Source organism: Microbacterium sp., from assembly GCF_051860965.1.
Taxonomy (GTDB): Bacteria; Actinomycetota; Actinomycetes; order Actinomycetales; family Microbacteriaceae; genus Microbacterium.
In genome coordinates, this window is record NZ_JBIMKU010000001.1 from 754,370 (window position 1) to 775,035 (window position 20,666).

12 protein-coding genes are annotated in these 20,666 nt (G+C 67.3%); 6 read left to right on the forward strand and 6 right to left on the reverse strand.

The genetic code is table 11. The features are described 5' to 3' along the window. Window positions 1-77: 77 nt before the first annotated feature. Window positions 78-6,239, forward strand: coding sequence for a PKD domain-containing protein (locus ACTIFV_RS03475; protein ID WP_439591357.1), 6,162 nt, complete (start codon window positions 78-80; stop codon window positions 6,237-6,239). A gap of 208 nt (window positions 6,240-6,447) precedes the next feature. Further along, window positions 6,448-7,629: a hypothetical protein gene (locus ACTIFV_RS03480; protein ID WP_439591358.1), complete on the forward strand. Its 1,182-nt coding sequence runs from the start codon at window positions 6,448-6,450 to the stop codon at window positions 7,627-7,629. Between the two features lie 12 nt (window positions 7,630-7,641). Here ACTIFV_RS03480 and ACTIFV_RS03485 read toward each other — a convergent pair whose 3' ends face one another. From ACTIFV_RS03485 to ACTIFV_RS03500, 4 genes are all read right to left on the reverse strand, one after another. Then, the gene (locus ACTIFV_RS03485; RefSeq protein ID WP_439591359.1) at window positions 7,642-10,494 is read right to left on the reverse strand and encodes a right-handed parallel beta-helix repeat-containing protein; all 2,853 of its coding nucleotides are present in this window, start codon (window positions 10,492-10,494) and stop codon (window positions 7,642-7,644) included. 216 nt (window positions 10,495-10,710) lie between these two features. Next, on the reverse strand, window positions 10,711-12,240 hold the full coding sequence (locus ACTIFV_RS03490; protein WP_439591360.1) for a glycosyltransferase family 39 protein: 1,530 nt from the start codon (window positions 12,238-12,240) through the stop codon (window positions 10,711-10,713). Window positions 12,241-12,244: 4 nt separating this feature from the next. Continuing rightward, window positions 12,245-13,654, reverse strand: coding sequence for a polysaccharide biosynthesis tyrosine autokinase (locus ACTIFV_RS03495; protein WP_439591361.1), 1,410 nt, complete (start codon window positions 13,652-13,654; stop codon window positions 12,245-12,247). Between the two features lie 80 nt (window positions 13,655-13,734). Further along, the gene (locus ACTIFV_RS03500) at window positions 13,735-15,102 is read right to left on the reverse strand and encodes a lipopolysaccharide biosynthesis protein (protein WP_439591362.1); all 1,368 of its coding nucleotides are present in this window, start codon (window positions 15,100-15,102) and stop codon (window positions 13,735-13,737) included. A 412-nt stretch (window positions 15,103-15,514) separates the two neighbouring features. Here ACTIFV_RS03500 and ACTIFV_RS03505 point away from each other — a divergent pair, with 412 nt between their 5' ends. Together ACTIFV_RS03505 and ACTIFV_RS03510 are read left to right on the forward strand one after the other, a co-directional pair. Further along, window positions 15,515-16,126, forward strand: a complete 612-nt coding sequence (locus ACTIFV_RS03505; protein WP_439591363.1) for a CDP-alcohol phosphatidyltransferase family protein — start codon at window positions 15,515-15,517, stop codon at window positions 16,124-16,126. Window positions 16,127-16,137: 11 nt separating this feature from the next. Continuing rightward, window positions 16,138-17,025 carry a glycerophosphodiester phosphodiesterase gene (locus tag ACTIFV_RS03510; protein WP_439591364.1) on the forward strand — a complete coding sequence of 296 codons (888 nt, stop codon included), beginning with the start codon at window positions 16,138-16,140 and terminating at the stop codon, window positions 17,023-17,025. Here ACTIFV_RS03510 and ACTIFV_RS03515 read toward each other — a convergent pair. After that, window positions 17,022-18,173, reverse strand: a complete 1,152-nt coding sequence (locus ACTIFV_RS03515) for a glycosyltransferase family 4 protein (protein WP_439591365.1) — start codon at window positions 18,171-18,173, stop codon at window positions 17,022-17,024. The two genes, ACTIFV_RS03510 and ACTIFV_RS03515, sit on opposite strands and share 4 nt — an antisense overlap. Before the next feature lie 190 nt (window positions 18,174-18,363). Between ACTIFV_RS03515 and ACTIFV_RS03520 the strand changes: the two genes are divergently transcribed. Together ACTIFV_RS03520 and ACTIFV_RS03525 are read left to right on the forward strand one after the other, a co-directional pair. After that, window positions 18,364-19,026: a hypothetical protein gene (locus ACTIFV_RS03520; protein WP_439591366.1), complete on the forward strand. Its 663-nt coding sequence runs from the start codon at window positions 18,364-18,366 to the stop codon at window positions 19,024-19,026. Then, window positions 19,010-20,209: a glycosyltransferase gene (locus ACTIFV_RS03525; protein ID WP_439591367.1), complete on the forward strand. Its 1,200-nt coding sequence runs from the start codon at window positions 19,010-19,012 to the stop codon at window positions 20,207-20,209. Before ACTIFV_RS03520 ends, ACTIFV_RS03525 begins: the two co-directional genes overlap by 17 nt. Here ACTIFV_RS03525 and ACTIFV_RS03530 read toward each other — a convergent pair. After that, window positions 20,206-20,666: integrase core domain-containing protein (locus ACTIFV_RS03530; protein ID WP_439591368.1), on the reverse strand; the 461-nt coding region annotated here is incomplete at its 5' end. The two genes, ACTIFV_RS03525 and ACTIFV_RS03530, sit on opposite strands and share 4 nt — an antisense overlap.

Genomic DNA, 20,666 nt, shown 5'->3' on the forward strand with positions numbered 1-20,666 from the left:
AGGATTCGTCCGTCTGGGGACGACGCATTGGGGTGCGTCGGGTGATGCTCGCTGGGGCGAGCTGATGGGGATGAATCGTGAACGGTTCGCTTGGCATGCAGTCTGCGCTCACTTCGGAGTCGATGAAGCGCAGTCATCCGTGGCGACGCACAGCAGTCGTCGGCGCGATGATCGCGGCGCTCGTGGTGGGGGGACTCGCCTTCACAGCACCGCCCGCCTCCGCCGACACCGTGCCACCGGTCGGCCTCGAAGAGACGGTGACCGCCGACGTCCTTCCCACCGCCCAGATCGACGGCGTCGTCTGGACGCAGGCGATCGCCGGCAACACGGTCTTCGTCGGCGGCGAGTTCACCACGGCACGTCCTGCCGGCTCCGCTGTGGGAGTGAACACGGTTCCGCGGGCGAACCTCATGGCCTACGACATCCGCACCGGCGAGATGACGCCCTGGAACCCCGGTGCCAACGCCGTCGTCAAGTCCATGCGCGTTTCGCCGGATGGATCGCGCCTCTACGTCGGCGGCAACTTCACGCAGATCGGCGGAGCGACGCGCTACCGCATCGCAGCGTTCAGCACCTCGACCGGCGCCCTGCTGTCGTGGGCGCCCACCTCCAACGCACAGGTGTCGGCGATCGATGTCTTCGGCGACACGGTGTTCATGGGCGGCAACTTCACGAGCATGGCCGGCGGCGCCCGCCCTCGGCTCGCGGCCGTGTCGGCGACGACCGCCGCGCTCCTTCCACTGACGGCGAGCCTCGACGGCGGCTATGGCGTGACCGACCTGGTGGCGAGCCCTGACGGCGGCAAGATCGTCCTGACCGGATCGTTCACGAGCGCGAACGGCTCGACCAACCCTGGTCGCGGAATGGTAGCGCTCGACTCAACCACCGGCGCGTCGGTGCCGTGGGCCATCAACAGCCTCCTGCGCAACGCCGGCACCAACGCCGCCATGACGTCGCTCACCTCGAGCGGTGACAGCATCTACGGAACCGGGTACTCCTTCAGCGGCGCAACAGCCGAGGACGGTTTCGAGGGAACCTTCCGCGCCAACTGGTCCGACGGCAGCCTCGTGTGGCTCGACGACTGCCACGGCGACAACTACTCGGTCGCCGTCAGCCAGGGCGTGGTGTATACGGCCTCTCACGATCACTACTGCGGCAACATCGGCGCCTTCCCGCAGACCGACCCGTGGGGCTTCCATCACTCGCTCGCCTTCTCAGCCGAGTACCGCGGGAACGTCCTGACGAAGGACGTCTACGGATACAAGTCCTACACGGGCATGCCTGCCGCGACGCTGCTCCACTGGTACCCGGACTGGCAGGTCGGCACCTACACCGGCAAGTCGCAGGCGGTATGGGATGTCGTCGCCAACGACCAGTACGTCGTTTACGGCGGCGAGTTCCTCAAAGTCAACAACGTCGCTCAGCAGGGGCTCGTGCGCTTCGCCAAGAAGTCGACGTCGCCGCACAAGGCAGGACCGCAGGAGAGCGGTGACAACTGGGCGATCTCCGCGGCGTCGCTGCGCGCGAACGAGGTGCGACTGAGCTGGCGCGCCAATACCGATCGTGACAACGAAGTGCTCACGTACCAGGTCTTCCGTCAGGACAAGGGATCGACCCCGATCTACACCACGACACAGGCATCGAACTTCTGGACCATCCCGCTCATGAACGCCGTCGACTCGACTGTCATCGCGGGACAGACATACAACTACCGGGTGCGCGCGATAGATCCGGATGGCAACCAGGCGACGGGTGCGTGGACATCGGTCACGGTCGCCAGTAGCGCGCAGGCTCCCGAGTACAACATCTCGGTGGTCGACGATGGCGCCGTCCACTACTGGCCACTGGGAGACTCGACGCCCGACAGCGCCGTCGACTGGGCGGGCCGCGACGCTCTGACGGTTCGCAACGCGACGCGAGGCACGACCGGTCCGAACCTCGCGACTGCGACGACGGCGACGCAGTTCGCAGGCGGTTCGAGCTCATACGCGTCCACGAGCGCGATCGAGGTGGGCATCCATTCGCTCACCGTCGAAGCGTGGGTGAAGACGTCGAGTACGCAGGGCGGCAAGATCGTCGGCTTCGGCAACAAGGCGACCGGCAACTCGGGCACCTACGACCGAATGCTGTACATCGACGGCTCGGGCCGCATCAGCTTCGGCATGTATCAGGGCGCCAACCGCTCCCTGTCGTCCGGAACGGGCTTCAACAACGGGCAGTGGCACCATGTCGTGGGCACCGTCGGTGTAGCGGGCATGACGCTCTACGTCGACGGCGCGCGCATCGCCACTCGCGCCGACACGACGGGTGGGCGCACCCTGAACGGCTACTGGCGCGTGGGCGGCGACGCGATCTCGGGATGGACCAACAGCCCGAGCAGCGCCTACCTGAACGGTCAGATCGCCGACGTCGCGGTCTACCCGACGGCCCTGACCCGCACCCAGGTTAATGACCACTGGGTCGCGTCGGGACGCTCCAACGCGATCCCGCCCTCGCCTGCGGACGCGTACGGCAAGGCCGTCTACAATCTCTCGCCGACGCTGTACTGGCGACTCGGCGAGTCCTCGGGTTCCGCCGCGGCCGACTCCGGTCTGGACGTTCAGCCGGGCACGTATTTCGGCAGCACGACGAAGGGCGCTTCGGGCGCATTGCTCGGCGTGGCGGACACCGCGGTGAGCCTCGCGCCCACGAAGAACGGCAGCACGTGGGTGCAGACGGGGGTCACGAGCGACAAGTCGTATGCCAACCCGACGACCTTCTCGGTAGAGGCGTGGTTCAAGACGAACACGATCACCGGTGGCAAGATCGTCGGCTTCGGCAGCTCGCGCACGGGCCTGAGCTCGAGCTACGACCGTCACATCTACATGTCCAGCGACGGCACGGTGAACTTCGGCGTCAGCAACGGCTCCCGTTACATCGTCTCGAGCGGTGCAGGCTTCAACAACAACCAGTGGCACCATGTCGTCGGTCAGATGTCGTCGTCGGGTATGCAGCTCTACATCGACGGCGCGCTGGTCGGCTCGAACGTCAACGCGGGCGCGACGAGCTACACGGGATACTGGCGTGTGGGCGGTGACGCCGGCTGGACGGGCGACACCTACTGGAAGGGATCCGTCGACGATGTGGCGGTCTACCCTGCGGCTTTGTCGTCGGCTGACGTGCTCGCGCACTTCCAGCTCGGATCGCTCGGGTTCGCGAACGAGGCGCCGACCGCGACATTCACGAGCGTCATCAGCGATCTCGCCGTCGCCTTCGACGCCTCCGGCTCGACCGACGTGAACAACAACATCGCCTCGTACGCGTGGACGTTCGGCGACGGCGGCACGGCGACCGGTGTCGCGCCGTCGCACACGTACGCCGCCGTCGGCACGTACTCGGTCAAGCTGACCGTCACCGACGCCCTCGGCGCTTCCTCGTCGATGACCCAGCCCGTCACGGTCCGCGGACCGAACGCGCTTCCGACCGCCAGCTTCGCGCCGGTCATGACCAACCTCGCACTCGCGGCCGACGCGTCGGCCAGCACCGACTCCGACGGCGAGATCCTCACCTACGCATGGGCGTACGGCGATGGCTCGACGGGAACGGGCGTGACGACGGCGCACACCTACGCGTCTGCGGGGGTCTACCCCGTGACGCTGACGGTCACGGACGATCGCGGGGGCTCCGTGTCGACGACGCAGAGCGTCACCGCGACGCTCGCGCCGAACGTCCTGCCGACGGCCGCGTTCACGCCGACCGTCAACAAGCGCACCGTCTCGGTCAACGGCTCGGCGAGCGCCGACGCCGACGGTACGATCGCTTCCTACGCCTGGAATTTCGGCGACGGCTCGACGGGAACGGGCGCCACGGCGACCCGCACATACGCGGCCGGCGGCACGTACACCGTGACCCTCACCGTGACGGACGACCGCGGCGGGCAGGCAACGACGACCCGGTCGGTCGTCGTGCAGCCCAACACCGCACCCACCGCGTCCTTCTCGACACAGGCGCAGGGTCTGGTCGCGAGCATGGACGGATCCGCGAGCGCCGACGCCGACGGTGCGATCGCGTCCTACACCTGGACCTTCGGCGACGGCGCGACCGGTACGGGAGCGACCACCTCGCACACCTACGCGTCTGCGGGCGCCTACGTCGTCACCCTGACGGTGACCGACAGTGAAGGCGCGACATCGACCAGCACCAAGCAGGTGTCCGTCTCCGTGACCAACGTCATCGCGACGGATGGGTTCGAGCGCAATCTCGGGGTCGGCTGGGGCTCGTCGGACGTCGGCGGACCGTGGATGCTGACGGGCTCCGCTTCGCGCTTCTCCACGTCGGGCGGCGCGGGCAACATCTCGCTCGTCACTGGTCAGACTTTCCAGGCCCTGCTGCCGTCGGTCTCCTCGACGAGCGCACGAGTCACCGCTGAGTTCTCCGTCGACAAGGTGGCAGATGCGCAGTACATCGCCGTCGTCGGGCGACAGGTCGGATCGAGCCAGTACATCCTTCGTCTGCGTCCGGAGTCGGGTGGAGTGCTCCGTCTCTATGTGCTCCGCGACGGCAACCCGATCGGCGCGAACGTCCTCACCGATGTGGCCCTCGTCGCGGGCCAGAAGTACACGGCCTCGTTCGAGGTCGCGGGCACGTCGCCGACGAACCTGCGCGCCAAGGTATGGAAGTCGTCCGAGTCCGAGCCGGCCGCGTGGCAGATCACTCGGACGGACACGACCGCGGCGAACCAGGCTCCCGGCTCGGTGGGCGTGTTCACGTGGCTGCCGTCCAGCGCCGGTGCGTTCGCGCCGGTCGTGACGTCCTTCCACAGCATCGTGGTCGTGGACCCGAGCACGAACCTGCCGCCGGCCAATCAGGCTCCGGTGGCTGCGTTCGTGTCCACCGCCACCGGCCTCTCCGTGAGCTTCGACGGCACCGGCTCGACCGATGCCGACGGCACGATCGCGTCCTACCTGTGGGACTTCGGTGACGGCTCGACCGCGACAACGGCCACGCCGCAGCGCACCTATGCGGTGGCGGGCTCGTACACGGTCACGCTCACGGTCGCCGACAACGCGGGTGCCGTGCACTCGGCAAGCAAGGCCATCACCGTCGAGGCTGTGAACCAGGCTCCATTGGCGGCTTTCACCTCCAGTGCGGCGAATCTCGTGGCATCCTTCGACGCCTCCACGTCCAGCGATCCCGATGGCACCGTCGCCTCCTACGCGTGGAGCTTCGGCGACGGCGCGACCGGCACCGGTGCGACGGCATCGCGGACGTATGCGGTCGCGGGCACCTACAACGTGACGCTCACCGTGACGGACAACAGAGGTGCGACCAACGCGGTCACGAAGGCCGTCACGGTGTCCGCCGCGCCGAACGTGGCGCCGGTCGCAGCGTTCACGTCTTCCACCTCCGGCCTCGCAGTGACGGTGGACGGCGCGACGAGCTCCGACCCCGACGGCACGATCGTGTCTTACGCATGGGGCTTCGGCGACGGATCGACGGGCAGTGGCGCGACGGCGTCGCGCACATACGCCGCCGCAGGCACCTACAACGTCACCCTCACGGTCACCGACAACCGCGGCGGCACCAACGCGATCACCAAGTCGGTGACGGTGACGACACCGCCCGTGGGCAACGTCCTCGCGAAGGACACCTTCGCACGGACGACGACGGCCGGCGCCTGGGGCACTGCTGACCAGGGTGGTGCGTGGACAGTGACAGGCACTCCGGCAAGGTTCAGCACGGTCCCGGGCGCGGGCGTGATCTCGCTCAACACGTCGACCGCCCAACAGGCCATGCTCAACTCGGTCGTCGGAGCGAACACCACGATCTCGGCGACGTTCAAGGTCGACAAGGTCGCCAACGGGCAGTACATCCAGGTCATCGGTCGGCAGGTCGGAGTCGATCAGTACATCCTCCGCGCGCGCATCGCCGGCGACGGGACGGTGCAGCTGTATGTGCTGCGCAACGGGACGCCGATCGGTGCGGCGTTCACGGTTCCGGATGTCGTCATCGCGCCGGGGGTGGCCTACACGATGAAGTTCCAGGCGCAGGGCACAGGCGCGACCAGCCTCTCGGCGAAGATGTGGGCGACCGCCGCCGCAGAGCCGGCGGCGTGGCAGATCACGCGGACCGACACGAACGCCGCGCTCCAGGCGGCGGGCTCGGTCGGCGTATACGGCTATGTGCCGACGGCAGCGGGCGCCTTCCCGCTCGCGCTGACCTTCACCGACGTCACGGTCACCGACCCGACGATCCCGTGACGAGGCGATCCCCCGATGGCGCTCGGCGGCGTCGGGGGATCCCCGGGGTGAGCACCGCATTGGTATCCTGAGGCAGTCGCCACCCGGCGGTCTCCGAGATCGAGGAAACACCCTGAGCACGCCAGGACGCAGCGAAACCTCCCTTGGCATCAGCCTCCCGACGTCAGGGGCAGCCGAGCGGTGGATTGCTGCCATCGCGGTGATCGTCATGCCTTTGCGCTTCGCACTGCCGATGGAAGTGCCATCGAACGTGCTCGTCGCGATCCTCGTCCTGCCGATGGCCGCCGCTTACCTCAAGCGCTATGTGGGCGCCGTCTCGATCGCGGTGGCGGCGATCGTCGCCGTCGTGTCAGGATTGCTGCTCGCCCTCGCCGCCGCGCCGGAGCGGCTCGTGTCCACGCAGCTGCTCGTGCCGCAGACTCTGCGAGTCCTCGGAATCGCTCTCGTGCTCGCCGTGCTGCTGTGGGCGCGCTCCGTCATCGGGCTCCGCCAGATGATCTTCCTGTTCGGGGTAGGAGCTCTTGCCAACCTGCTCGTCATCGGCGTCAACACCGACAACGTCTGGAAGTTCTCGCTCTCGGTGCCGGTGACGATCCTCGTGCTGTCGCTCCCGTGGGTTTACGGCCGCCGCCTGCCCCAGGTCGTGGCGGCCCTCGTTCTTACGGGCCTGTGCGTGGCCTTCGACTCCCGCTCGGCCGCGGGATTCATGTTGATCGCCATCGCCCTCACCCTCACCCAGTCCGCCTCCACCGGCCGCACCGCCTCTACCGCCGCACGACGTTGGATGATCCTCCTACGCTTCGCCGCGATCGGCGTCGGCGCGTACTTCGCGCTGCAGGGTGCCATCCTGGAAGGGCTCCTCGGCGAGGTGACTCAGGAGCGTACGCAGGCGCAGCTCGCTACTACCGGATCCGCACTGATCGGCGGGCGCCCCGAGCTCGGAGCATCGGTCGCCCTCATCGCTCAACAGCCATGGGGGTACGGTGCCGGAGTGCTCCCCACACGAGCGGACGTCGTTCTCGCCCAGACGGGCATGTCGCGTCTCGGTTACGATCCCAACAACGGTTACGTCACGAACTACATGTTCGGCGACGGCTTCGAGGTGCACTCGGTGCTGGGCGACATGTGGATCCTCTACGGCCTTGGTGGTCTGCTGCTCGTCGTCGTCTTCGTCGTCGCCATGATCCGTGGTCTCGCCCACAGCATGGCGCTCGGCATCGCATCCACCATCGCTGTGTACCTCGTCTCGCGCACGACCTGGGACATCGCGTTCAGCCCGCTCTATACTTCCCTCGTGCTTCTGCCGCTGACCCTCGCGGCCGTTCTGGAGGATCGCCGACCGGAAGTCGGCGGTCTCGAATCAGTGGGGCGAGTAAGGAAGATCACCTGACGAACGGTGGTGTTAGGGCAACCCCACGAACCGCGATCCGGTCGGAACGCCCAGGAGGGCGGCGACCGATGCCGGCAACGGCACAGCGAGTGCGGCGGCGGACGTGATCGCCGCCTGCATCTGGTCGATGCGAGGAGCTGTGCCGACCGTCAGAGAGTTCTGCCACCCGGCGTTCTTCGCCGCCGCGAGAGCCTGTGGCGTGTTGTAGGCCTCGAAAGTCCTGTTGTCGCCTCGGCCCCACGCCACCATGGTCGGACCCCCCGCGGCCTTGTCGGTGAACAGGTTGCCGGTGATCTGCACGTTCCAGCCGTCGACCGCGCGGCCGGTCTCGCCGTCGCGTGCGTAGAACGAGAACTGACTGCCGGCACCGAACACATTGTTACTCACCCGTACATCCTGCGTGAGCCACCGCATGTTCGGATCCTGGCCGATACGTGGATTGATGCCCACGGCGCCGGGATCGGTGGGGCGGCGGGCATCCTGCGCGAGCTTGACGCCCATCAGCGAACTGCCGCCGAGTTCATTGTTGAAGACGTCGACGTTCGACGTGTTGTAGACGAGGATGCCGATCTCTCCGCCGAGAGCCTGATTGCCCGCCACGATGCCGTTGTCGGAGATCTCCAGTTCGATGTTGACCGAGCGGTTGTCGTTGGCAGTGTTGCCGATGACCTTCATGTCGTAGTTCGACTGATCGAACCACAGACCGTAGGCGTTGTTCCGACTGATGTCGTTGCCGGTCACGGTGACGTTGCGCGAACGCGTGATCTTCACCCCGCCCGCGACCGGCTCGTCCTTGAAGAACTCGCTGTTGTTGTCCGTGACGACGGAGTCTTTCAGCACCAGGTTGTAGTTCAGATCGAATCCGAGGCCGAGCATCCCGTTTCGCTGCGCCGTGACGCGCTGGGCGACACCGTTGTTGTTCGAGATCGTGAGGCCGATCGTGGCGTTGTCGACCACCACGAGGTCGCGGGCGACGGATTCGGTGTTCTGCAGACGAACGGCGCCGCGGTCCATGTAGGGCGTGGCGTACCGCATCACACCGAAGCCCTGGAGAACGGTTCGCGTCGCCACGGAGTTGATCGCCTGGCCGAGATCACTCGCACGCACGTCGTGACCGCTGGGGTTCGTGCCGAGGATCAGTCGGCTGTTCGCATAATCCACGGCGAAGGTGCCGGGGACGACATCCGCGGCGGTGCGCACCTGGCGCATCGACATGCCGTCTACGAAGAGCTGGTCAGGGCTCGCGGCCATTGGGTATGCCGGGTCGATGAATCGTCGATTCTGACCGCCCTCGAGGTCGTCGGAGAAGCGCGCCGTCCATCCGGACGCGACCCACACTGATCCGGATGGGGCCCAGTTCGTCACCGGTCGCGATCCGTCGAACCACACGGCCTCCCCTGGGTACGCCTGAATCGTCAGGGCCTTACCCCACGGGATGTCGACCTCCTCGTGGTACGTACCCGCGCGCAGCACGATCGTGGCTCCCGGCTTCACGGCATCGACTGCCGACTGCACGGAGTTGAACGGTCGGCTCTCAGAGCCGGTGCCACCGTCAGCTGCAGAGGCGTCCGCGAAGATGGCTCCGGCAGGCACAGGGTATGCGGCTTTGCCTACCGGCGTGGATCCCTGGCCGCCCGAGGGCTGCGGATCGCCGGGTCCGGTGACCGGTCCCGGGTCGACCGGCCCCGGGGGAGGCGTCGGTGTCGGTGTCGGGGTCGGGGTGGGTGTCGGTGCGGGCGTAGGTGTAGGAGTCGGAGTGGGTGACGCCGTCGGCTCCGGCGAAGCGGTCGGTTCGGGCGACGCCGTCGGGTCGGGCGACGCCGATGGCTCGGGCGACGCCGATGGCTCGGGCGACGCCGATGGCTCCGGCGACGAGGACGGCTCGGGGACGGTCGTCGGCTCCGGCGCGGCCGTCGGCTCGGGTGCAGGCGTCGGCTGCGGCGCCGCGGTGAGCGCCGGAGCGGGCGGCTCGCTCGGGGTCGGTTCGGCAGTCGGGACCGGTGTGGCTGTGCCCTCGGGCTGCGTGCCCGGTTCGGTCGGCGGGGGCGCGGTCGGCGTCGCACCGCTCAAAGGACGGACGTTGTCGACGATCGCCAGGTCGTCGATCGACAGTTCGGTGCTCCCTTTCGTCATTCGCGATCCGTACGCCCAGAAGCCCAGACCGCCACTCGCACCGATGCGCGCGTCGGAGGCATCCTCCAGCTGCAGTTGAGGAGCGCCGGCGCGATCCCCCACCCGCGCGAGTGAGCCCTCGATCCGAACTGGGTCGGAGCCGGTCACACTGAACGAGAGTGCGTACCACTCGTCGGGCGCGAGCGGCTGGTCGAGCTTGAGCGTCGTGAGTCCGGTCTCGACCGCGGCGTTCAGCCGGGACACCGACAAGAACGGGATGCCCGACGAGTTGATGTTGAGTCTCGCGCGGTACGCCGACCCGTCGGTCTGGGAGCGCAGGACGAAGGCGTAGTAGGCGCTGCCGCCGAGTGCACTGAGACGCACGGATGCTTCGGCGCGGGTGTCGCCGGCGGTCGCGTTCGCGAAGCGCACGGTGGCACCGTCTCCGGCTCCGAGGTCGATGTGGGCTGCGTCATCCGAAACCGACAGAACGCCAGCGGTCGTGCCGCTCGTCCGGTACGCACCCCCGTCCGGGACCGCACCCCACCCGTCGTCCGCGGTGCGATCGAACGAATCGGACACGACCGTGCGTTCGGCAGCGGACGCTGGTACGAAAGCGAGGGTGGAGGCGACGAGTGCGGCGACCGCGACGCCGACGGCGGCCGTGCTGCGGCGGAGCGCCTTTCGACGTCGACGAGTCTGCCGGATCGCTCGGCGGGTGCTGGGCTGCGTCTGCGGAGTGGGGAGGGGCAAAACAGAGTCCTCTGGGGAACCACGGCCATCTGACGTGACGACCGCTGCGCGACTCCTTCGGGTAGGAGTCCTGGCCACCATCGAGAGAGCCGATGCGGCAGGGTGCGCGTACGAACGGGTTTTGGAGACGGTACCCCAGCTCGGAGTGGAATGACCCGACTATGAGAGGATTCTCCTTGTTCACCTCCGGAGGCGCCCCGGGCGGTGTGTGCCACCTCACTCGCGTGTGTACTCGACCACGACCGACCGCGGCCCGCTCCAAACCGTCTCGCCGGTGAACCCCTCATCCGCGAGGAACGCCCGATCCGCTTCGAGCACAGCCTCCGCGGTCGATGCCACATATACCATCCACAGATGATCATGACCCTCGAGGCGATCGCTGTCGGCGAGCTTCATCGAGAAGCCGTCGAATGTGCCGGTCTCAGCTCCCGTCGTCAGGATCGTCACGTCCTCCAGCCCGGCAAAGGCCTCGGGGTACGCCGTCGCGATACGCCGAGCCGTGTACTGCGAGAGTTCATCGGTGTCGTCCCGGGGAGCGAAGTACACCGCGTCATCCGGAGTCGACCGCTCGGCCACGATCGCGGACGATGCCGCCCAGTCGCTACCCGACTTGGCGAAGGGGATGCGCTGAGAGACGAAGACCACGCTCACTGTGAGCACGTAGAGCGCTACGGCCGCGATGGCGTACCACCGTCGCGCGAGGGACCGGATGCCGAGAGCCAAGAGAAGCGCGGCGGCGGGTGCGGCAAAGGTGAAGTAGCGGGGCTGGTACAGCGGGGCGACGAGCACGGCGTACCCGGCGACGAACGCGGTGGGCACGGCGATCCACGGGAGCGTGAGGGAGAGGATCATCGCCTTGCCGTCGCCATCGCGTGCTCGCCGCACGATCGCCAGCACCATGAACGCGACGCCGAGAACGGCGGCCAGGATCGCCGCCACTTGCCACGCCCGCATGAACCAGGGAGCAGCCGCCCCATCGGCGGGAGTCTCGCCGAGGAAGAACTGATTGACGACCACTTTGCGGAGGATGCTGAGAGGGTTGCGGTCACCGGCACTGCTCAACTGCCCCTGCTGCGAGCGGGCGAGAAGCAGTACGGGTAGACCGAGAAGTCCCGCAAGGGCCGCCGCGCTCAGGAATCCGGCCCAGACGCGTCCGACCGAGCGGTACCGGACAATCACGGTCACGCCATGCGCCACAACCAGGAGGAGCAGATAGATGTTCTCAATGATTCCGAGCGCGGCCAGTCCGGCATAGGCAGCCCACCAGCCCCATCGGCGCGGATTCCCGGCGGCGACGACGAAGGCGTAGCTCGCCCAGACGGCAAGTAGTGCGGAGAACGCGAAAGGTCGGGCTTCGATCCCAGCCCACATCAAGCGTGGAAGCGTCGCGGCCAGCAAGCCGGCGATGAGCGCCGTCCTCGGTGTGGCGAGACGCCTGCCCAGGACGTATACGCCCACCGCGGTGGCACCGATCGCCAGCGCGCTCGGAAGTCGCAGTGCGAACGGCGAAGCACCGAAGAACTGGATCCAGAAGTGCATGAACGCGTAGTAGAGGCCGTGCACCGCGTCGATCCGCTGAAGAAGCGCCCACAGCTCGGGGAGACTGCGCTCGGCGGCGGTGATCGTGATGGCCTCATCGGTCCAGAGCGAGACGCCCCATGAACCCGTGAGCGCGATGAGAGTGGCGACCAGGAAGATCGCGGCAGGCAGGAGCCACCTCGCACGGCCGAGCAGAAGACCGGTCATCGAGTCACTCACCGGACGGCTTGCTGTCTTTCTCCGGCTCCGGGCGCCGGCGGCCGAGAGAGCGGCGACTGCGTTTGGGCTCCGTAGCGTAGTACGGGTTGTTCGCCTCGCGTTTCACGCCGTTCAGAACGATGCCCAGCACCGGGGTGCGCGTGGAGTTCAGCGCCGCGAGTGTTCGGGTGAGCGCGTCACGTCTCGTCTTGCGTGCGCGCGCGAGGACGACCACGCCGTCTGCGACCGGTGCGAGCCACCGAGGATCGCTGACGGCCAGCATCGGGGGACTGTCGATTATGACATAGTCGTACTTCTCCCGTACGTCCGCGACGATCTCGCCGACTCGCTCGGACGTGAGGAGCTGGCCGGGGTTCGGGGGCAGGACACCGCTCGTCAGGATGTCGACGCCGGTCGAGGCCCACGGCTGGACAGCGGTCTCGAGCCGGACGTCACCGAGGAGCACCGTCGTGAGACCGACCGAGCTCTCGAGCTGCGTGAGTTCGCCGACGGACGACCGACGAAGGTCGGCGTCGATCAGCAGGACGGTGCTGCCCTGTTCCGCCATGATGAGCGCTGTGGCGACGCTGATCGAGGACTTGCCCTCACCCGACTCGGACGAGGTCACGAGCAGCACGCGCGTGTCGCCGTCGACGTTTGCGAACCGCAGGCCGGCGACGAAGCTGCGCATCGACTCAGCGACCGAGCCGGTCGGATCCGTGCGGATGGTGGCCGGCACTGTGCGACCGTTCGAGGAGGCGATGATGTCGCCCAGGACGGGCGTCTCAGTGATGTCGGCGATATCGGCGTTGGAAGTGACGCGGGTCGCGAACAGGCGGCGCAGCAGCGCGTAGGCGAACCCGAGCGCGAGCCCCACGAGGGCGCCCATGATCGTGACGAGTCGCGTGTTGGGCAGAACCGCGTACGACGGCACCTGGGCCGACGATATCGTCCTCACCCGCACGGCCGGCTGGTTGTCGGCGTTCTGCGGTGAGAGGTCGCTCACGGCATTCGCGAGCTCGTCAGCGGTCGCGTTCGCGATGTCGCGGGCGAGCTCGGGATCCGCGTTCAGCACCTGGATATCGAGAACCGCGGTGTTGAGCGGGGAGTCGACCGTCATGGTGCCGGCGAGAGCCTGCGGTGTCATGTCGAGGTCGAGGTCGTCGATCACGGGCTGGAGCACCTGAGGCGAGGTGGCCACCACGATGTACGTCTGGACGAGGGTCTGCACGTAGTTCGCACCCTGCACCAGTTCGCTTGTGCTGTCGCCCCGCGCCGGGATGACCATCACCGATGACGTCGAGCTGTACATGTCGGTCTGTGTCTGCGCGTAGCCGAATCCCGCAGCGCCGCCGAGGATCGTGAGCAGCACGATGACCACCCAGTGCCTACGGAGGGATGTCAGATAGTCGTGCAGTGTCAAGAGGCGTGCTCGCTTTTCAGTGTCTCGCTGGTGCGGGTAGGTCTATTCTGGTGGGTCGATCGGGGGTTTGCCGACACGTATCACGCTCCGTCATCCGCCGTGGCGTCCGGCTCTGTGCGGACTTTCGCCTCGATGGCGAGCCGCCGACGCACGAGGTACATGTTCGGGAGCAGTTGACACGCCAGCACGCCGATGATCGAGCCGATGAGCGGCCCGAGCGCTCCGAGCGAGGGCGTCAACAGAATCGTGAGACCGAGGTTGAGGGGCAGCATCCCGAGGATCCAGAACGCCTGGAAGCGCAGGCCCGACGCATCCGTCAGGAACATCCCGTACGGGTACTTTGCGGATTGCAGCACGATGAACACCGAGAATGCGAGCAGGAGCTCCCAGCGGAGGTGGATCGTTCCGCCCGAAGCGAGTTCGGCGAGCCACCCGGACAGCAGGCTGATTGCGAGGCACGCCACCGCAGCGAGCCCTGAGAAGACCAGCGACATCGCACCCGGCGTCCAGGGCGTCGCAGTGCCGGTGGCCCGTGCACGCGCGAAGACGGGCCACAGCGACATTCCGGCAGCAGCGACGACGCCGAAGATCGGCGTGAACATCTGCGATGCGAGGCTGTACTGCGTGAGCTGCTCGAGAGTGCTCAGGTGGCTCAGCACGACGCGGTCCGAGGACATGGCGATCGGAAGCGCGATCATCTGGACGAGCATCGGCCAGGCGGTGTTGAACACCCTCTCGCCGCGCACCCGCGGATTGAAGGAGTCGCGGATGGCGTTTCCCAACATCGGGTGGATTCTGCGTGACGCGATAATGAGCGCGACGAGTGACAGCGCGGTTGTCGCCGTGTACGACACCACGGCGATGTATCCGCCATCGCCGGAGCCCAGTGTGATGAGCCCCCACAGCGCGAGCAGGACGACGGGCGTCTGCAGTCCGTTGAGGAGGATGACCAGGAAGTTCAGCCCCAGCGCGATGAGGATGCGCTGACCGAATGAGATGAGCACGTTGAGGCCGAATACCGCGAAGCACAGAGTCGCCGCGAGGGCTCCAGACTCGAGGGCTAGTCCGCCGCCGAGGAGAGGCTCCCACCATCCGCAGAAGTAGATAACGACGGCCGTGACGGCAACCGCCGGCCCCGATATCGCGAGCACTCGCAGGGACGACACGAGCACACCGTGGAGCCTGCCGTCGCTGCGCGGGTCGGATGCGCCCGCGACGGCGTTCATGATGGCAGCCCCGAGCCCGAGGTCGGTGAACGGGATCAGCGCCGCTAGCCCGACGAGCAGGATGTACTGCGCGTATGCCGCTTGACCGTAATTGTCGATGATGAGGCGCGTGACGAAGATGCCGAGGATCGCGCTCACCGGCAGGACCGCCACGCGTGCGAGCGCGCTGCCGCCGACCGACTTGACGATGCCGCGGCGCGTCTGGAGCTGCTCGAACGTCACTCTGAGCCCTCCTCGAGTCTGCGAGGCAACACCGTGTCCATCGCAATCTCCCCAGATCATGCGCATTCTCGTCGGTCCGATGACCGGATGAAGGATGCTGACGTCGACCCCTCCCCAGAGGTCACGCGACGTCGCACCCGATGCTCTACAGGAGTTTATCTGTCTCGGCCGCATCTGCCCGCCGATCCGATGATTTGGCCGATGGTAGGCTCGCGACCTACCGCATAGCACTGGGGGCGTGCGAACCGGTCGCGATCATCCGCGCTCGGGAACTTGACGCGGTGCCCCCGCACGACAAGGGAGTGCGATCCTGGCCTACATCGAGTCCTACCGCAGTCTCGCGGCGGCGCAGAAGGGCCGCGGTCGAGGCGCACCTGCATACTCTCTCTACGTCAATCGGCCGCTCGGCCGCGTGCTCGCTGCCCTCGCGCACACGATCGGTCTGACGCCGAATCAGGTGACCGCCGTCAGCGCGGTCTTCACGTTCACGGGTATCGCGCTCCTCGCGACCGTTCCGCCGTCGATCGGGCTGGGTATTGCCGTGTGGCTCCTCCTTGCGATCGGCTACGCGTGGGACAGCGCCGATGGACAGGTCGCTCGCCTGCGCGGCGGGGGGTCCCCAGCGGGTGAGTGGCTCGACCACGTGATCGACGCGGGCAAGATCGTCTCGCTTCCGCTCGCGGTCGCGATCGGCTGGTACCGCTTCTATCCGCTTCCGTCGCAGCTGTGGCTGCTCGTGCCGCTCGGCTTCGCGGTCGTAGGTACGGTGATGTTCTTCGGCATGATCCTCAACGATCTCCTCCGGGCGCGTCTGGGTGTGGCGCAGGCGGCCGAGGCCGGCGGCTCATCGCTCGCGCGCTCGCTCCTCGGCCTGCCCACCGACTACGGCGTTCTGTGCCTCACCTTCGCGGTGTGGGGTGTCCCGGTCGCATTCGTGGTGCTGTACTCGCTCCTGGCGATCGCGGCCCTCCTCCACCTCACGGCCGCATTGCCCGTGTGGTTCCGACGCATGAAGCGTCTCTGATCGCGGGCATCGTGACAGAGTTCACTCCGCCGGTTGAGAGCGAGGCCACCGGCCGGACGGGTGTGGGTCGCCGTGCTGTCCTCATCGGAGCAGGCGTCGCATTCGCGACGATCGCCGTCGGCGTGCCGCTGACGATCGCGCTCTGGCCGCGGCCGCCGGCGGTCGAGGCGATGCTGGCGAAGCGCCCCTTCGTCGTGGCGCACCGAGGTGGCTCCGTCGACTGGCCCGAGATGTCGGAGTACGCCTACGCTCAGTCGGTAGCGCTCGGCGTGGACGCGCTGGAGATGTCGGTCGCCCGCACTTCGGACGGCGTATGGATCGGAGCGCACGACAGCACGCTGGATCGAACGGCGGGCGTGTCGGGCTTTCGTATCGCGGACCACACGTGGGACGAGGTGAGGAAGTTGCGCATTCTTCCTCCTGACCGCAATCCCGACCAGGAGTCGCGGCCATACTGGCGCCTGACCGACTTGCTTGATCAGTACCGCGGGTCGCACGCACTGTGGGTCGATCCGAAAGCCGTCGGTCCGCAGCACTATCCCGAGCTGATGGCACTTCTGACAGGGAGCGTCCAGACGCCTGCCGAGGTCTTCGTCGCCAAGAGCGATGCGTCGAACACGCCATGGGCCGAGCTCGCGCGTGAAGAAGGGCTCGAGACGTGGGGATTCTACTACGGTGATCAGCTCGCGGCCGACCCAGGACTTTTCGACCGGACCCAGGAGCCGTGGACCATGCTGGGCCTCGACGACAACGCGACCGATGCACAGTGGGCGGCGTTCGCCGCGGACGGCCGCCCCGTCGTCGCGCATGTGCTCTCACGGCCCGAGCAGTTCCGGCTCGCCGTCGAGCGCGGGGCCCGGGGACTCATGGTCTCGGGCGTCCGGGAGCTTCGTGGTTAGCTGCCCCCGTGGCCGGGTCGTGCGATGCCGGAGATCATCTCCTGCGCATAACGATCTGGAGAGAACGCCGCCGCGACGGTGACGGCGTCGCGCGCGGCGCGTGCGGAATAGTCGTCCCATTCCCGAACGATGGTCGTGACCGCGTCGGCGACTGCGGGCGCGTCGGCGGCCGGAACGAGCACGCTGCTCGTCGAATGGCCGGCAGCCTCGGGCAGCCCGCCGACGGCACTGACGACCGACGGTCGCGCCGCCAGTGCGGCTTCGACCGCGGTGTTGCCGAACGGCTCATCGACGGTGGACGGGATGAGGATCACGTCGGCGGCAGCGAGCTCGTCCCAGATCGACGGCTTGAAGCCGAGCATGTCGATCCTGTCGGTACCGCCCGAGGCGACCTGACGATCGAGCTCTTCGGCGTAGGCCTCGTTGCCGGGGAAGACGGCGCCGAGAACTGAGAGTCGCACATCCACACCACGGTCGGTCAGGATCCGTACAGCGTCGACCGCAATGTGCGGACCCTTGCGGTGCGACAGGCGGCCGACGTACAGCAGACGCGCCGAGCCATCGATGCGGCTCCGGGGTGGCACGACCTCCTCGGGGCCGGCGACCGCGTTGTAGACGATCCGGGTCCGGGAGCGCAGCCACGGCGCTGCGTCCTCGAGGACGTCGAGGCTGAAGCGGCTGTTGATCAGGATGCGCTGCGCGAACACGAGAGGCAGGTACAGCGCACGACGCAGGATGCCCGAGACCGACGCCTCCCCCTCGTGCACGTGACAGACGGTGTAGCGACCCGTGAGCCGCGCCAACACGAGCCACAGAGGCGGAGTGATGGTGTTGACGACGACCGTGTCCGCCGCGGATGCGCGCAGGACGCGCAGACCGGGACCGATCGACGCGAACGTGGTGCCCACGAGTTGGAGCAGACCGCGCACGCTCAGCAGTCCCTTGCGCACGATCGGCGTGCGGCACTCCACTACCTGTGCGCCCGCATCAACGAGCATCGGCACCAGCGGGCCTGCGTGGGGCACGGTGACGGTGACCCGCCGGCCGTCGGCGACGAGCGCGCGCACGGTCTCGAGCGCCATGCGGTCCGAGCCGTAGAGGTCCGCTCCCGGGTTCGCGATCAGCACCGAGCGGGGGTCACGACTCATCGTCGGCCTTCCCGTGCGCAACGACGTCATCCGGCGTCCTCCACCCCGCCGGATTCCCGGCATCCCCTGTCGTCCAGGCTAGCGCGCGTCCGACGCCTCCCGATCGCCCACGCGGTCTACCGTCTCCTCGCCGTGCGTCCGGACGCGCCCAGCCCGGTATATTCGACACACTGGGGAAGGAAGGGCTGGCATGGCGCATCGAGTGCTGTTCGTCTGCGCAATGAACGTGTGCCGTTCGCCGCTCATGGCCTTCACCTTCGCCGATGCCCTTCTGGCGGACGCCGATGGTGCCGAGTGGTCGGTCATCGCCCGTGGCACGAACGTCACGCGCCGTGACCCGATGTGCGAGGTGAGCGCCTCGCTCATCTCATCGTCCGCGGCGGGAGCGTCCTTCGCCGAGTCCCACGCCTCAGCCCCCATCGCCGTGACACAGCTCGGTTCGCAGGACGCCATCTTCGTCGCGACCCGCGCCGAGCGCTCGCGCGTCGCCCAACTCAATCCGTCCGTTCGCTCGCGCACCTTCACCGTGCGCGAGGCCGTCCTTCTCGGTGAGCGGGCTGTTGCCTCCGGTGAAATCGATGCGGTCCTGCGCAATCGTCCGCCCAATCAAAGACTTCGCCTGGGTGGATATCCGGCGCTTCTGAACTCGCGTCGAGGGAGCGTGCACCTTCCCGCCCCGCGTAAGGGTCTCCCGTTCTTCGGCGGCCCGCCGAGCGATCCGCTGGACATCCGCGACGTGCACCTGGAGGGCGGGAGGACCCACCTGAACACTCTCAAAGAGCTGCAGGGCGATGTACGTCTGCTGCGCGGTCAGATCAGCGACTTTCTGAAGGCTCGTGTCGCTTCCGTCTGACGCCCGTGATGTCCGCCGGGAAGAGGACGCGCTTCCGCCCGCCGTCACGATCGTCGTCCCGACCTTCAACGAGGCTCCGAACATCGCGGAGCTCGTCCGCCGTACGACGGCCGCCGCTCGAGCGGGCGGGCTGAAGGTCGAGATCGTCTTCGTCGACGACAGCACGGACGACACGCCCGCAGTCGTCCGCGACGTCGCCGCCACCGCCGAGATTCCTGTGCGGCTCATCCACCGAGACGAACCCGCCGGCGGACTCGGCGGGGCCGTCGTCGAGGGGATCCGGACGGCCTCGACGGACGTGTGCATCGTCATGGACGGCGATCTCCAGCATCCGCCGGAGAAGATCCTCGAGCTCGTCGCACGATACGAGAGAGGCGACGCGGACATCGTCGTCGCCTCTCGCTATGCCGGCGGCGGCACCTCGCACGGACTCGCCGGACGCATCCGCGTGTTGGTCTCTCGTCTGTCGACCACCGTCACAAGAGCCATGTTCCCCATGCGAATGAGAGCCATCACCGACCCGATGACCGGCTTCTTCCTCGTCGATCGCTCGCGCGTGGATTTCGAGAGCCTTCATCCACGCGGATTCAAGATCCTGCTCGAGATCCTGTCCCGTCAGCAGCTGCGCACAGCCGAGATCGACTTCGACTTCGCCGACCGTTACGCGGGGCAGTCGAAGGCCTCCTTCCGCCAGGGCATTCACTTCCTCCTGCAGTTGACCTACCTCCGGTTCGGCAAGATGTCGCTCTTCGCCGTCATCGGCGGTCTGGGCGCCGTTGCGAACATCGCGATCGTGTGGGCGATGACTCAGCTCGGCATCGGCTACCTGGTTTCGGCGATCGTGGCGGCCGAGGTCACGATCATCGCCAACTTCCTGCTCCTCGAGCGCTTCGTCTTCCGTGAGATGCGGAGCGAGGCATCCGGATTCTGGTCGCGGTTCGCGAAGTCGGTGTCGTTCAACAACGCCGAGCTGCTCATCCGCATCCCGATCGTCGCGCTCATGGTCGAGTCATGGCACATCACCGCCGTCGTTGCGACGGCGATCACGCTCGTCGTGGCGTTCTTCGCGCGCTTCCTCTTCCACGCGCTCGTCGTCTACGCGCCACGGCGAACAGGACGATCGGCGCTCCGCAGGTTCGCGGAGGAGGTCGACGATCAGGCGATGTCGCCGGGTGAGCTCTAGCTGTTCTTCCCCGTGAGGTTGTGAACGCGTTCGGCGGGGGTTGAGCCTCCGAGCCCGGTGTGGGGTCGATGGTGATTGTAGTGATGGAGCCAGTCGGCGTAGGCGGCTTCGCGGTGGGATTCTGATTCGTAGGGTCTCGCGTAGGCCCATTCGGCGGCGAGTGTGCGGTTGAAACGCTCGACTTTGCCGTTGGTCTGTGGCCGGAACGGACGGGTGCGGCGGTGTCGGACGTCGTCGCCGAGCGCGGCAGCGAATACGTGCGAGCGGTAGCAAGAGCCGTTGTCGGTCATGACTGCGGTGACGGTGATCCCGTGCTCGGTGAAGAATGAGCGGGCGCGGATCCAGAATGCGGCGGCGGTCTCTTTACGCTCGTCGGGGAGTCGCTCGGAGTATGCCAGCCGGGTGCAGTCATCGACGGCGTGGTGAAGGAAGGTGTAGCCGCGCGAGGGTGACGCGC